The organism is Butyrivibrio sp. ob235, from assembly GCF_900109475.1.
Classification (GTDB): Bacteria; Bacillota; Clostridia; order Lachnospirales; family Lachnospiraceae; genus Butyrivibrio.
The window spans coordinates 1-14,983 of sequence record NZ_FOBE01000017.1 but is presented as its reverse complement, the minus strand read 5'-3'; the positions used below and the strand labels follow the sequence as shown (position 1 = coordinate 14,983).

Below are 14,983 nucleotides of genomic sequence, written 5' to 3'. Positions count from 1 at the left end.
CAATCAAAAATCATCATCATCCCAATCACCCATAGCCCAATGCCAAGCTTCCTTATCAGCCCTGTCTCTTTCAAGCTCTTCTTGCCTGCGCCAGAACTCTTTCTTCTCTGATCTCGACATGTTCTGAGTAAGCTTCTCTACCTCTTTATCTGACAGTCTTACATCGTGTTCATCATCGCCACCAAATAATAAATGCATTAACATATTCACACCTACCTTTCACAAATCGTACTTATCCAGAGTTTTCAACTTCTGTTCCTTCTCACCAATTCTTTTAAGCATATACTCCAAAAACTCTGTCATGAGTACTGATAATACAAGAAACGTTGCAAGGATAATTGATATAACCTTCAAAAAGGCTCTCTTACCACCTCTAATAATCTTATGTCTATTCTTCTTTAAAGACCGATACCCCAGGACTATAAGTGTTATTAATAATATGAGGATTGTTTCCATATTGTCACGCCCCTCTCACTGTAAGGTTATCAATCAATATCTCCGTAGTATCCCGGCATTGTGTATCCATCCTCGCCTTCAGGAAGACCGATCACATGAAGCTCATCCGCATCATATACCCAACCTTTACCTGCACCGGAATATCCTGATGAATAGGATTTATCTACATCGCCGTAATAACCAGGTTTCGTATATCCGTTTGAACCCTCAGGAAGACCAATTACATGCAGTTCATCCGAAGAATAAACCCATCCCTTTCCTTGTGTTGTTCCGGTTCCGTTGCTCTGGGTATTACTACCGCTGTTCCTGCTTGATTTGTGATTAGGTTTTCTTGTGCTATTTGGACCGTCCAGCGCATCTATCGCATCCTGCGTCAGATTACCTGCTGCCTCCAGTTCATCCAAAAGCTTCTGATCATACTCCTTATTCATCCTATCTATTTTTTCTCTCCAAGTTTCAGCATGAGCTGTCGTACCCATAAAACCAACAATTATTCCAAATACTAAAAAAGTTGAAAATGCAATCACAGTCTTTTTCATCATAACTACTACCTACCTTTCAATGAAGCTGATGCTGCATCCCCAACAATTCTTTTTTCAAATCCCCAATCCATATTCAATTTGTTTTCTATGATTACACTTTAATCTTTTTGCTGTCCAATAATCACACCTGCACAATCGAATCTTTGTTCTTTTGTGCCAACCTCCGCTTTTTCTCTAGATTTTCCATATTGGGTTATCATGTCAAGGCAAGTTTCCACTGAATTAATTATCCCCAGCACTTCCTCTAAGCTGCAGTAGGGCTCTAATATTTCATTTGAATTAGCAAAAACAATATCATATCTATAATCATGCTGATTATCAGAGCATCTTCTTGCCTGAAGGAAAAAACCATATTTCCGTAGCCTTCGTAGCTCCTGCGTCAACCTCCACTCATCATTCTTCATAGCGAGCCTCTCTTTACTTGCTTCAACATTTTCAACTGTGCTGTTCAATATAATCAGGTATTCTGTAAATGTATTATCGCACATTTGTTCGAGTGTCGCTATTAAAGAATTATAAAAACTTGAGTCTTATGCACAAAATTTTCGATGAATTTCCCACAAAATGAAATAAGCGGTCAATATGGCCGCCTATTTCCTAAATTATTTCTTTAATGCTCTGTCATATTCAAGAAGAACTGATCTAACTTCCCTCATGGAGGTAATACCAAAATTGCCCAGTTCTCTTACATCCTCCACACTCATACTACATAACTCTCCTAATGTATTGACACCTGCCCCTTTTATACAATTATAGGGTCTATCAGATAATCCAAGTTCCTCTATCGGTAAGTCATCGCTAATAGAACCGTCTTCATTTATATATTTTGAGTCAGAAGATTCTAATAAGCGCTCTGCTGCAGTCCTCGGCCGTCTAATAACCAGTGTTTTTTCCATAAACTGTCTGAGAATTTCTTCTATATCCAATTCTGGATCCACATATGCCCTTATTCTATCCCGCCTTGAAAAAGTCCGCAGTTTTCTTAAGCCTTTTTGTTCCAATTGTCTGATGCGTTCACGAGTTACACCAAATTCTTTACCGATTTCCTCGAGTGTATGTCTCTTTCCATCCTCCAATCCATACCTAAGGCGAATTATTCTTTCCTCACGTTCTTTAAGACATCCTAGGATATCAAACAATACTCTCTCGAACTCCTCTGTAATTGAATCATCAACAACTGTTTCTGACGAATCCCCCTCTTTAACTGATTCATCAGTTAAAGCTAAGAGTGTACCATCGTCTTCGTCATCTTCCGCTTCATGATCCTCTATAAAATCTTCACTTATTTGCTGCGTTGTATTATCAATTAGGTCATATGTACTCTTATCAATATCCTTTAAAAACGGTGATGCTTTATCTTTTACACATGTCACGACAAGTCGCTGCTGCGCTCTGGTCATAGCAACATAGGTCCTGTTTCTCTCCCTTACCTCATAGTCCTGTCTCTCTTTATCAATTTCAAGCCTATACAAATAGGAATATGGATAATTACCATCCACAAATTGCGGAATAATAACGCGGGTAAACTCCAGGCCTTTTGCACTGTGAGTCGTAACAAGCTTAACACCAGGTCTTGTTATATTAAAATCCTGATCGCCCTTGATGAATTCTATTGGAATGCCAGCCTCCTTAAGCCAGGTTGCAATATTATCCAGCTGGTTATTCTTAGATGCAATAATCGCTATTGTCTGATCACTAAAGTCTTTCAACCATTTTTTTACAATATCCAGCAATAAATTTTTTTCATCTTCTATGGATTTCAGCAGTACTACATTAGGCTTTGGCCCCTTAAACTTCGGAACCACATGATCACTCCTATCATCCTCAGATAGAAATTTATCGTTTCCTTTTCTTAAAGATTCCGCAAATCTGTCTATCTGCGCTGTAGTTCTCATGGATTGAGTAAGCCGTTTTATTGTAATATCTATTCCCAAATCTTTAGGAATCCACTGTTTATTATAAAGTTTCTGATTATTGTCCATAGCGATTGTCATATCTTCTCTAAAGATATTCATTACCGCTTTCATCTGTGCCAGTGAAAAATCCTGAGCCTCATCAATCAGGACATGGTCATACAAATGTTTTGTAGATATCTGGTAACCGTGTCTTGCCACATAAAGTGCAAAATCTCCCCAGTCGACCATACCATTTTGCTTTAATATATGTCTGTAGCAACAAAATATGCGAAAAGCATCTGCTCTATCAGTCTCCGACATACGAAGATTTGTCCCACGCCCCTTTCTTTCCAGGGACATGTAATAATCATAGTCCACAGTAGTAACATTCATGGACTTCATCCACTCAATTTCTTCCTGCCAGAATGTTTCATCACATGCAGGATGATCCAAGAGACGGCATTTAGAGTTAGCTCTTCCATACTGTTTTAGAGCCTCACGAATAAACTGCTTCTGTGTTTTGTCATCACAGACAGTTTTTCTATCCAACCCTATATCAACACAAATATCATAAAGGTGCTTATTAACGGTCTTCACCTTAATAAAACGTCTTCTATCACCATTTATACCAAGGATCTGCGCAGTAGCGCTGGCAAGCGGCTTATTATAAGTAAGTACAAGTACCTTATTATATGCCTTCGGATTATAGTTTTCTTCGTATTCTTCAATGTATTTCTTTGCTATATACTGTATTACAGTACTCTTTCCGCCTCCAGCATATGCCTTAATTACTAGCGTTTTATCTCCAGAGTAGTTTGCACACCTCTGCTGCTCTTCTGTCAGTTTCAGCCATTTCTTTTGTGCATTCAAAAAAGTCCCATCCATAGTAGTTTCCCTCAAAGATCCGCAAAATCATCATCGTTGAATGTATTCATATCTCGCCTGAGCTTATCCGATTCTTCTTTGGATTCTTTGGTAATAGTCTTAGATGCTTTCTTAACTTGTCTGGTCATACCATCGCTCTTTGTAACCCAGGATTTTGATACTTCCTTCCAAAAATCTCCATTAACCATAGACCTTCTCCCTGTCTCTTGGAAAAACAGAATACTTGCAGTTATCCACGTTTGGGCAAAATGCACACGGATGTGACTTCTTTACCTTACCTTCTGGTGTATAAGCAAAACCTGGCTTTGTGAACTTCATGCTTTTTTTACCCTCTTCAGAATCCAGCTTTGCATATGCCTTCAGCGCTTCCTTTCGTCCAGAATAATCCGGGAAGTGTGTTCTAAGTCGCTGCTCCGTATAATAGAGGCCACCACACAAATCTCTTCCAATTATCGCTTCATCTTCTTCCGTATAATCCTTGCGATCTCCAGTTAGGTAATCGTAAATCTGTCGTTTAGCTGATTTTTTTATAGCCGGGAACAAATCCATTACATTCTGATATACCTCTTCAATTTTTACGTTCTTATCTTTCATGGCATTGGAAATAGCCACAATAAGCGATGTAATAGAGAAGCTCTGCATGAATTCATCCTGGAAGCTAGGTGCATCATCTACAATGTATCCATATAAATACCTTAACGGACAAACTCCATAATCCATTTTGGCTTCCTTTGGAATCTCTGCGTTCAGATCATCAGAGCAATGCTCAGTAATCTTGGCATCTACCACTTCTGCATTTTCGACCTGCCCCCACTTAACTCCTTTTTTCCTGGGACCAAAATACTTAACATCTATAGAACTCCTTATAAGTCCGATATAAGGTGACTCTGCCCTCTTCTTTCCCCTTATCTCAGATACCCATGATATAGATATATTCCTATGCTTTAGGGCTGAATACATGAAATATCTATTTGCAAGGGATGTGTTTTCCGCCGTATACAGCCAGCATTTCAGCAGTTCGTTTTTCTTCTTTTCATAACTGTTCTTTAAAATATTTTCATTAAGTGGCCAGGGATATGCCCCCTTACCTCCAGGCATACTATCATTGTCACATAAACAGATATGAATTCCATTTTTCTTCTTAGTAATATGTGCTGCATCAACATGGTACATAGGCATGACAGCCCAGTTTCTTCCTTTTATCTCACCTTCATCATATGTGCCTTCAAGATATAATTCCAAAGCCCTCGCAGCATCAGCAGGAAAGCATTTAATTCTTGTATTATTTTCTGTATTCAACTTATACAGAATCTTCCTGGCAATTTCTCGCTCCAACTCTGATACATCATCAGTAACTACGCATCCATCCAGAATCTTATTTAATCTACGAATATGCTCAGAAATATTTATTTCACTGTTGTCTACAAAAAGCTCACGCGCTATAAATAAAAGATGCTTTATAAGCACAATAACGCCTTTTACTCGTTCTACCGGGACCGAAAACTGGCTAAAATCAGCCAAAGGATTTCCCATCATCTGCTGCCACCTGTATGAATCCTTATCTGATCCTTTAGAAGTATTCCAGAAACAGTTTTTCTCTATATCTTCAAGCTCTTCTAATCGTGTCTCCCAATCAGATATCCTATTGCAATCCCTGAAAAATGGCATGATCTTCGTAAGGTCATTTACATAATCCTTACCTGAATATTCCCCATGGGTAAGCCATCCAGATGAAAAACACTCAAGTAGGCTGTACTCAGAAAGGCAGATTGCATTCTCGTTCTCATCCCACATATCATTGATATTCCATATGAATTTACCAATCGGGAATGCCATTAGCTTTCTTTCACCATATAGCCTCGGATAAAACGCTTTTACAATCTCATTTGCCTCGTTGCTTCCTGCAGAGTACACGCCCTCCCCATGGTCAGCACTCCATGCAATACCATTGGAAAAATCTATGAGGGATCCATATTCTCTAATAGTGACCCTGCCTTCCCTATTAACCTTTGGTTTTCTGCCTTCAAAAATATCACCACATGGGTCTTCCTTATTTGTTACTGCACTGACCCATTTATCCATAGACACATATTTTTTATCTTCACCATAGGTTTTTTTCCATATTTCATAGGCAAATGGGTAACGTGAGTCGTAAGGGAACAAGAAAATAAGCTCGATCCCTGTCTTTTCCATGGCATGCAAAAATCTCTCCTGGAAAGGTGTTAGATAAAACAGACCATGTATGACTAGTTTTGATATCTTTCTCTGAGGTGAAAACCCATACACATTATTAAGTAATTCCTGCATCAATTCAGGTTTTTCTATAGATTCAAGCCGCTCTCTTAGCTGCGGAAGTCCGAAAACATTTTCATCATATATGCTGCTATCAAGAAGCTTTTTCCATATTTCTATCAGGAGTTCTACATTCTGATCCCCGAATGTATACAATTCATTTGTCTTAACACCTGCTGCTTCAAGCCTGCTTATAGAATTAAAAATGCCACCAACATTTTTGATACATCCAAGAAGCCATTTCTGCTCATAAATATCATCTGAATCATCGATTAAATCTCGAATCATTTTTGAAATCAGGGAAAATATAGCAAACTTATTTGCATCCTCAGCCCAGCCCCCTTCAATGGCTCCCTGAAGTTCATTCATGGAAATCGCATGGAAATCCAGGGCATAGTCAAAAAGGCCATCCCATTCGTCTTCATGCCCTGGTCTATCATTTTTCAATGCCCATCTCATATCGTTAGAAGCAACAATCTGAGGAATATTCTTGATTTCACTCCAAAAGCTGCATTTTCCAAGATTATTTAATTCAGTATAGGTGTATACTTTTCTTGCCATATCCTTAAAATCCTATATAGCTGGCCCAAGTATCATCCTTAGGTCGCATTGGTTCGATAACAATAAGTTTGTTTATTGCCCTCGTCATTGCAACATACAAAATTCGATGTTCTTCCGCCCTATCCTTATGCACCTTCATCTCATGCATATCCGTATAGAATTCATTCCGGAAGTTTAATCCGCCTCCGTTCCATCCAACTCGAAGATCTTTGGTGTCAATAATCATTTCCGCTCTCTCTTTCGACGGAAGCTTTTTCCCAGTGTAAGGAAGGATTATTGTGTCAAACTCCAATCCCTTTGATTTATGTGTAGTCATGCACAGAACACTTTTATAATCATTATCATTTCTGGTCTCAGGCTCTTCTTCCTCGCGGTTTGTGGCTATCTGTGATTTTAAGAAAACATAGAGCACATATAGACTAAGCCTCTCTTCACTGAAATTACTTTGTATAAGCTCAATGAGCTTCTCGAGGTTTGCTTTATATTGTGACGCCCTGGCATAAGTTACAGCTTTAGCATTCTCTTCATCCCAACCATCATCCAGAAGGGCTCTCCTTGTACTAGAAATAAAGTTCTCAACTACTGGAATTTGTTCAACTATGTCCTTCAAAACTGATATAATTGGCTTTAATCTTAGCCAGTTCCTATACTTTTCCCATTTTGTTTTCCGGACATAATCAGACAGATATAAACATAATTGCTCTTTATCCCCGTTTAATGACTCCATGCGCTTTATGTCTATAGTTCCAACATCCCCAGCAAAAGGTGTCATCAAAAAATTGAACATATACTTCGGTTCATTTTCAAATAGGAATGAACATATTAACGCATAAAAATCCCTCACTGCCTCGCTTTTATAAAAATAGCCTTCCCTCTTCGTCACATTTGGAATCTTATGTTTTCTAAGAAGCATAGACAACTGATCAAGCTGACCATTGGTTCTTGTCAGCAGTACTACTCTAAATTTCTCATCAGGATCTTTGCCTGACTTCTTTAATTCCTCAACCCTATCCATAAGATCATCAAGAGCTTTCTTTGTATTCTCTGTTATTTCTCTCGCTGAAGGCTGTGATGGATCTTCAAAAAGAGTCTGTCTTCTTTCAAAGAAATCCTCAGTCTTCTCCTTATCTTCCTCGCTCTCTGAAAGTATTACCCCGTCTGGTTTTTCTGGTTCGAGGCAATGATATATTACAAGCCCCCCACACGCATCCTTATTTAACGGAACTACTGGAGCATCATATTTAAGCATCTCAGAGCTTCCCCATCTGGCAAAGATTTTGTCCATTGATTGCATGAGGGTTGCTGCAGTTCTATAGTTATTCTTCAGTGAAAAGTCTATATGACCAGTGCCGTTTCCATTTCCATCAAGTGCTTTATACAGGGTTTGAAATGCTTCGTCATTTGCGCCTCTAAAGCCATATATACTCTGTTTTACGTCACCAACAACAAAGAGCTTTGTCCCTGTTAGTTTTACCAACTGATTAGCAACATCTATCTGAGATAAATCTGTATCCTGGAATTCATCTATAAAAAGATACTTCATTCCTAGCCCAGATAATGGACTCTCACTAGCATCATCTCTTTCTTTCTGCTTTATGAATTCCCCAAGAACCATCTGTAGATCCCTTATGATATCGCTCAAGGATATTGCATCCATCTTGCGCTTTACTTCGAAAAACTCATCATCAAGCTTAGGGATTATTTCCTTTGCAAACTTACCGAACTTGTTTGATTCTTCATTAGGAAATGTGTCTCCCCATTTCAGGTTATGAATTGCCTCATGTGACAGACCAACCTTTGCACACTCATCCCAGAACATATCTATCAGGGCTTTCGTCGTATAATACTGCTCTCCAACTTGATCTTTTATGGAAGAATCTGTTTCCAGCAGGTTATCCATATATTCAAAGATCAGATCATTACGGTCTTTCTTGAAGCTCTTTATACTAAGATTTCCGGTAAATCCCTGCTTAATGCCATACTTCCGAAGCACTTCATAAGAAAAACTATGAATAGTACTGATATTCATCTGGGACTGTTCTTCAACCCATCTGAAATACTTAACATTTCCAGTCAAATGATATCGGTTCAACAAATTATCCTGAAGCCTTCGATTCATCTCCTCCGTGGCATCATTAGTGAACGTGATCATATAGATATCGTACATATGAATCCCCGGAACAGTGTGCATAAGATACATTATTCTGTCTATCATTACAGAGGTTTTGCCAGTGCCGGCACTTGCCTGAACAACAACATGTTCATCAGGGCTACAATGCTCAACCCTATACTGCGCAGCATTAAAAGATGGGCATGCTGATTCCAGCCTATTAATAAGACCAGACTCATCATCCCCATCTATCACAATTCCTTTATATCCGCTCACTACAAAAATCTGGAGTAAACGCGCTTTTTGATAATCATCGCTGTTATCTATGCTATTAAGTGCTTTTGCAGAAGTATCGTCACCAAACCATAAAACCTTGATACCATAGTCAATCCATTCCTTTATACTATCAAGATATTCAGACAGACTTTGCCCACACAAAAGCACAGAATATTTCGCACCAAGAGCATGTTCACGTTCATCCTCATACTTTATAGAACTTATGGGCAAAATACTATCTTTTATCTCTTCTTTCTGTTCACGCGCTGAATTATCCGGCTCTATGTCATCCGTCTCAACATTTTGTTGATCAGTCTTTGTTGTACCTTCACAGGTTCTTCCAAGCGTTATGGCATAAATATCCTTAACACCTTTTTCTTTAAGCAGTCTCTTTACAGCCTCCATGGTATTCCCGGTAGTAGTAACATCATCGAATACCACAACTGTTTTGGCTGTTAAATCATATCCTGCGTATAGCGCCATGGTATCAAGAAGCCCTTTTACACTCCTATCTCCACCACCTGACAATTTCTCATGGGTCTTTGTCCTGAGTATAAGATTCCACACATTCTTACATCCAAACTCATCGCAAACACTACTTGCAAGAAACTTAAGTGCATCGCTATACATATCTTTTTCATGTGAAGGAACGATGCAGACAATCACATCAGATAAGTCTTCTCGACTTCTTTTGAAATATGCATCAATAGCACCCTTAATATCAGTGCATAAAGAAGCAACGGCATAGTCATCATTATCCTTAAATTTAAGAATCTTCTCACTTACGCCGTTATGCTCTGAATATCTTGACGGATAGTAATCATAAAGATATTGAATTCCAGAATCAGTACGTTTGAACTCCAATTTCAATCACCCATAATATCAAATATAGTCATTTGAACAGGTTCGTCAGTACCTTCTGATTCCCTCAATGATTCTAAAAACTTTCCAAGCTCCTCCGTATCGCTTATGGAAATTCCATCCTTACTATCTATTATATACCTATTTCCAGAAAAATCTCCAATCGCATTATCTCCAGGATTATAAACGCCAATTTTGCGATGCATTTTTGCAGCCGCGTTGACAGTGTGCATAGTTCCGCTCTTCATACCACACTGCATAACAAGCGTCGCATCTCCAAGTGCCGCAATAATGGCATCCCGCTCAACAAAGGTGTACTGCGTTGCTTTCGTATCAGGCGGATACTCTGAAATTAACACTCCTCCTGTAGCCAATATATTATCACAAAAAGCTTTGTTTTCTTCCGGAACAATATGATCAAATCCACAAGGTAACACCGCAACTGTTTTACCTCCAGCATCAATGCACGCCTTATGTGCAATAGTATCGCATCCTGCTGCCAAGCCACTGACAATTACACGTTCAGAACACTCAATGGTTGCTTTTACAAAAGAAACCTCTTTATTTGCTGCATGCTCGACAGGATCTCGTGTTCCTACCACTGCTATGTTTCTTTCGTCAATAGCCGATACATCGCCTTTGACATATATTATGCAAGGTCGTTTATTACCAAGTGCATTCAGTTTATTAGGATATTCTGCATCCAAGATTGTATATACTTGTAAATCATTTCTATCTAAAATTGCATTATAAATTGTACCAGAGCTTTCTATAGCCTCATTAACACTATCCTTATCAACCTTTGTTTCATTGGCTAACACAAGATCTTTTAGTACATCAATCCCATCATTCTTACGCAAATACTGAAGATAAAACTTACTAATCCTAGCATTCCCTACACCACCTACTGCTTTTAGGAAAAGAATTTCTCTGAGCTTTTTCATTACAAAATCCTCATATTAAAACGGTTACCGGCTAGACTTTAAAACATCCTCCAGTTTTTTCAGTTCTGCTTCTGTAAGTGTTATCCCCTTGCCCATCTTTTTATGTTCTGGATCCCATTCCCTAATATCATATTTAGGTTCTTTACCATGCCAAGAAATAATATTTATTTCTTTTCTCCATCCTTTAGACGATTCAGATAATACCCCAACTTGCTTAAGGATTTCAAAATTCTCCCCCTTAATAATCTCTTTATTCTCCTGCTTATCAGCCTTTGCAGAATTATCTTTCTTAGATGAAGATTCTACTGTAGCCTTTGAAACACTTTCTTCAGATTTTTTCTCTTTTGACTCTCCTATGTAGTACTCTTGGACTTTTCTAAGGTGATTCTTATCCGCAGCATAGACTATCAAGTATTCTCTTCCATTTTCGTTTGTTTCCACAGTAGCACAGCCCTCGTTATCATATGCTTCAAGGACTGCATTTATTGCATCATCTACTTTTCCTCGTTTTACACATAGCACACCATCTTTACGTTTAACATATGGAGCCATGACTCTGGACAAATTGTTTTTTAATATACGCATTAGCACCTCCAAAGCGGTTCTTTGTAAATGCCTAAATCAACAAAATTGTTTCCTTCTTTTAAACAAATAAGCTTTTATATAATTCTAATTTCCTTCTAATTCTTGTTATACCCAAACTCTCTTGTCATTAACACCTCTTTCCACCATGTTTCTCGCGCAAGAATGGTGTCATCATCAGTAGTATTCTTGAATATCTCGAGAATGCTATATCGAAAGTTTTCCTTAATATACTTAAAATCTATGTTTTTCAGCTCTACATTTCCACCATTACCATTTGCAATATAATCCCTCCAACGTCCAAGAATCATATTCTCCCCGTATGCGGAACCAACATATTTCTTGCCATTTACAGAATCCGAAATCAGATATACACCTTTTTGGTTAGCAAGGGCCGTTTTCCAAGCATCTGTTTCTATAAGGCCGGATAATTCTTGCCATGAAACATTAACATTGTCATATCCAGGAAAAATTGTTTTGCATACATCTCTCGTGATTTCCAAAACTTCCAAGTCATCAATATAGTTTTCCAGACAAAGATATGAAGCACGGAAATCTTTTTTAAATCCAATAATCAATTTGCCGATTAGGTCTGTTGCAACATCTACAAGTTCAGTAGTATAGCGATATCTCGCAGGTCCATCAGGAGTTTCTTTAACATCCAAGCTCTCGTATATACCCGCAAAAATCCATTCATCCTTTCGCCAGTATATAAGGGAAAGAATATACTTTCTTTGGAAGTTTTTCTGTGTCTGTTCTTCCTGCCATGCTTTAAATAGCGCCCTGTCTTGAAGAAATAGTCGCAATGGTTTAAACGTATCTATCGATCCTCTTCCACAGTGAACTTTGAAAGCACCCTTATTCTCAGCTAAAAATGAAATAATATTCTTTACTTCCATCATTATTTCCTGTTCTAAGATATTTTATAATACTGTAATACTGTTAAAAGTTTTTCTCTTATAAGATTTTTCCCATCGTCTGCATCCCCTCTATCAACTCTAGATGGATGCGCACATGAATTCCTAAGTTTTGAAATAAAATCTAGTTTATTTGCAAAACCCTTTTTAAAAAATTCATCTTCAAAGGCTTTGTTCAAATATGCTCTAAAGTCTACATATATTGGTTTCTTGGGTTTCTTTGCCAATACTCTTGTTAAAACATGAGCCATCTTACCTATTTCAAATTTCCATTTTGACGAATCTTCACGATATTTCTCTGTACAGTCCTGCAAAAAAAATGCGAATACTTTTGTATCCTCATCTAGATATGCCTCCGGGAAAGATGTACCGATAGTTACTTTTCTGTCTATTAAATCTTGAATATATCCTACAAACATTTTAGAAAACAGTTCACCCTCAAATGTTCTACAAAATTCTATAATAGAAGGCGCAATATCCTCGTTTTCTTCCTGGCCAATAAGGTTGTATAAAAGTATACCCATCGGTATGAAATGTCGTGATTCGTCTTCAAGCTTATCCCAATATGGATTAATCCATTCTTGTGCCTCCGGCATAGTTTTTTCAATATTTGACACTGATATTTTAGTTTCATATAGTTGATGTATTTTTTCAATGACAGTATCTATCGAAGCTTCATCATCGTCATCTATGCCAACCGTAGACTGTATTTCTTTTAATGTCGAAGACAATTCCTTTATTGTTTGATGTAGCGCGTTAATATCTGCAGTATTTGCAACTATATCTTGCCTATAAATCACTCTATTATCAGTGCATACATCACTTATAGTTGTATACGAAGCTTCCGGAATTTCACCAAATGCTTCTGGCTCAACATCTACGCTAGTAATAGAATCCCAAATAAACCCATTAATATTTGCTAAATATGAAAAAATGCCATCTCTCTCATACGGGCATAAGACTCGCATTTGTTCTTTTCCAAACATATCAAACATTCTTGAAATGCTTTTTTCATCAAGAAATGCTCTCTTAAATTTAGAATAACCCGCCTCCCAAACTGTTGAAACCTTTACTGGATGCTCGGTACGATATTCTTTTAGAAAGACTTTATTATCATTTATAACTATTCGATTCTGATCATACAGCTCATCAAGTTTTTCCTTCGGAAAGCGCCACGATTTACCTTCTGACAAATCAATACCGTGCCATGTAAAGCATAAATTTTCGCAATATATTGGCGATTTCATAAGTACTTTACGATAATTATCAAAATCATCCTTTTCTGGATAATACTTAATATCCCTTAATTCTTTTAGCACTGGAAAAACATAATCTGAAGCTTTATAACAAAAATATAACACGTCATCCGTATTATTTCTGTTACTAATAGGCGACACTCGCCGCTTTATTGTTACGTTTGTGGAAGACTTAAAAAATTGGTCAAATACAAGTTTATAGTTTATATCAACATACTCTTTACACGGTACAAGGAACACAGCAATTCCGTCATCTTTCAATAAACGATATGTATTCTCGACAACATGTGAAATATAGTCTGTGTATTGCTTTAATATAATTTTCCTTGCCTTAGCTTCCTCTTCTTTAGTTTCTTCTATAGTTACCTCTCCGATTTTCTTTCCTGTCTTAGCAGCTACTGCATGCCGTGCACTTTTATATTCTCCTTCATAAAAGAAATCTTTATAACTGGTAAAATATGGTGGATTAACATAAATCAAATCATATGATTCTCCTGCCATTCCTTCCATGACATCAATAGCCTCTGTGCCAAGAAACAACCTTCCAGACATCCTTCTCCCTCACTCTTCCATAGTTCTTCTTATAGAATTTTATTTTAATACTTTCATTACTTTTCTCGTAATTATTCTACTTACGATCTATTTTTTTCATAAAGCATACGCTTTTAAATTCATACTGCTTCAGCCAAAAAATCTACAACTATCCTCTCCAATTTGGCAGATATTTCTGCAAAGCGCCAATTAAGATCCAACTATCCTACAGCTATCTTATTTCCTCCAATTGAAAACTGATTAGCAGGTTTGAATACATCATCAGTCTTTACATATAAAAGTATGCATGCAACTTTACCAGTCTGTTCCATATCCCAGTTCTTTACGTATATAAAAATCTGTATAAGTTCTCATTTCTATAATTCTGCACATCATAATTCGATTGCATCTGGCGACCAAATTTTTAGCATCAAATAATAAGTACCCTGTCATCTCCAGATTTAAGCGTAATATCTGTAATCATGTTAGGTAACCACATATCATTATCATCATCTAGTAGTCCGTGCAAAAATTAACTAGTAGTCCGTGCAAAAATTAACTAGACCGTTTTTGCTATATCCTCTGCTGCATCGATTTCATCCATTTTGTATTTCCAATGATGCACCACCGGAGATTGATTTATCTCCTCAAAGTATAGATAAATGCGATCAACAAGTTCTTGTTTAGTGCCTACCCTTATTCCACGTAGCATCTGGCGTGTCATTTTGCCAAAGAAACCTTCTATCATGTTAAGCCATGACCCATGCTTTGGAGTGAATACAAATAAAAATCTGCCTTGCATTGTTTCCAAGAAAGCTTTTGTTTTCCTTGAAGTATGCACACTGTGGTTATCAAGCACTAAACGAATTACATCT

Annotated in this window: 13 protein-coding genes; all 13 read right to left on the bottom strand. The window is 37.6% G+C overall.

What is annotated here, in order from left to right; translation table 11 throughout:
- Positions 1-3 precede the first annotated feature (3 nt).
- The gene (locus tag BMW61_RS12390) at positions 4-198 is read right to left on the bottom strand and encodes a hypothetical protein (RefSeq protein WP_139176302.1); all 195 of its coding nucleotides are present in this window, start codon (positions 196-198) and stop codon (positions 4-6) included.
- 21 nt (positions 199-219) lie between these two features.
- Positions 220-456, bottom strand: coding sequence for a hypothetical protein (locus BMW61_RS12385; protein ID WP_091822383.1), 237 nt, complete (start codon positions 454-456; stop codon positions 220-222).
- 29 nt (positions 457-485) lie between these two features.
- Positions 486-998 (bottom strand): hypothetical protein, encoded by a 513-nt coding sequence (locus tag BMW61_RS12380; RefSeq protein ID WP_139176300.1) that lies wholly within the window; start codon positions 996-998, stop codon positions 486-488.
- A gap of 98 nt (positions 999-1,096) precedes the next feature.
- Positions 1,097-1,402, bottom strand: coding sequence for a hypothetical protein (locus BMW61_RS12375; RefSeq protein WP_091822379.1), 306 nt, complete (start codon positions 1,400-1,402; stop codon positions 1,097-1,099).
- Positions 1,403-1,600: 198 nt separating this feature from the next.
- Positions 1,601-3,778, bottom strand: coding sequence for a sigma-70 family RNA polymerase sigma factor (locus tag BMW61_RS12370; protein WP_091822377.1), 2,178 nt, complete (start codon positions 3,776-3,778; stop codon positions 1,601-1,603).
- Positions 3,779-3,789: 11 nt separating this feature from the next.
- Positions 3,790-3,966 (bottom strand): hypothetical protein, encoded by a 177-nt coding sequence (locus BMW61_RS21920; RefSeq protein ID WP_175475187.1) that lies wholly within the window; start codon positions 3,964-3,966, stop codon positions 3,790-3,792.
- Positions 3,959-6,631 (bottom strand): hypothetical protein, encoded by a 2,673-nt coding sequence (locus BMW61_RS12365; protein WP_091822374.1) that lies wholly within the window; start codon positions 6,629-6,631, stop codon positions 3,959-3,961. Before BMW61_RS12365 ends, BMW61_RS21920 begins: the two co-directional genes overlap by 8 nt.
- 4 nt (positions 6,632-6,635) lie before the next feature.
- Positions 6,636-9,881 carry a UvrD-helicase domain-containing protein gene (locus tag BMW61_RS12360; RefSeq protein ID WP_091822371.1) on the bottom strand — a complete coding sequence of 1,082 codons (3,246 nt, stop codon included), beginning with the start codon at positions 9,879-9,881 and terminating at the stop codon, positions 6,636-6,638.
- 2 nt (positions 9,882-9,883) lie between these two features.
- The gene (locus tag BMW61_RS12355; protein WP_091822368.1) at positions 9,884-10,822 is read right to left on the bottom strand and encodes a DNA-processing protein DprA; all 939 of its coding nucleotides are present in this window, start codon (positions 10,820-10,822) and stop codon (positions 9,884-9,886) included.
- 24 nt (positions 10,823-10,846) lie between these two features.
- Complete coding sequence (locus BMW61_RS22935) at positions 10,847-11,065, bottom strand: YdbC family protein (RefSeq protein WP_242876737.1); 219 nt, start codon at positions 11,063-11,065, stop codon at positions 10,847-10,849.
- 437 nt (positions 11,066-11,502) lie between these two features.
- Positions 11,503-12,306, bottom strand: coding sequence for a GIY-YIG nuclease family protein (locus BMW61_RS12345; protein WP_091822365.1), 804 nt, complete (start codon positions 12,304-12,306; stop codon positions 11,503-11,505).
- An 11-nt stretch (positions 12,307-12,317) separates the two neighbouring features.
- A complete protein-coding gene (locus BMW61_RS12340) occupies positions 12,318-14,129 on the bottom strand; it encodes a DNA methyltransferase (RefSeq protein ID WP_091822362.1) in 1,812 nt (603 codons plus the stop codon).
- Positions 14,130-14,667: 538 nt separating this feature from the next.
- On the bottom strand, positions 14,668-14,983 hold a 316-nt coding region (locus BMW61_RS12335), incomplete at its 5' end, for a transposase (protein ID WP_175475186.1).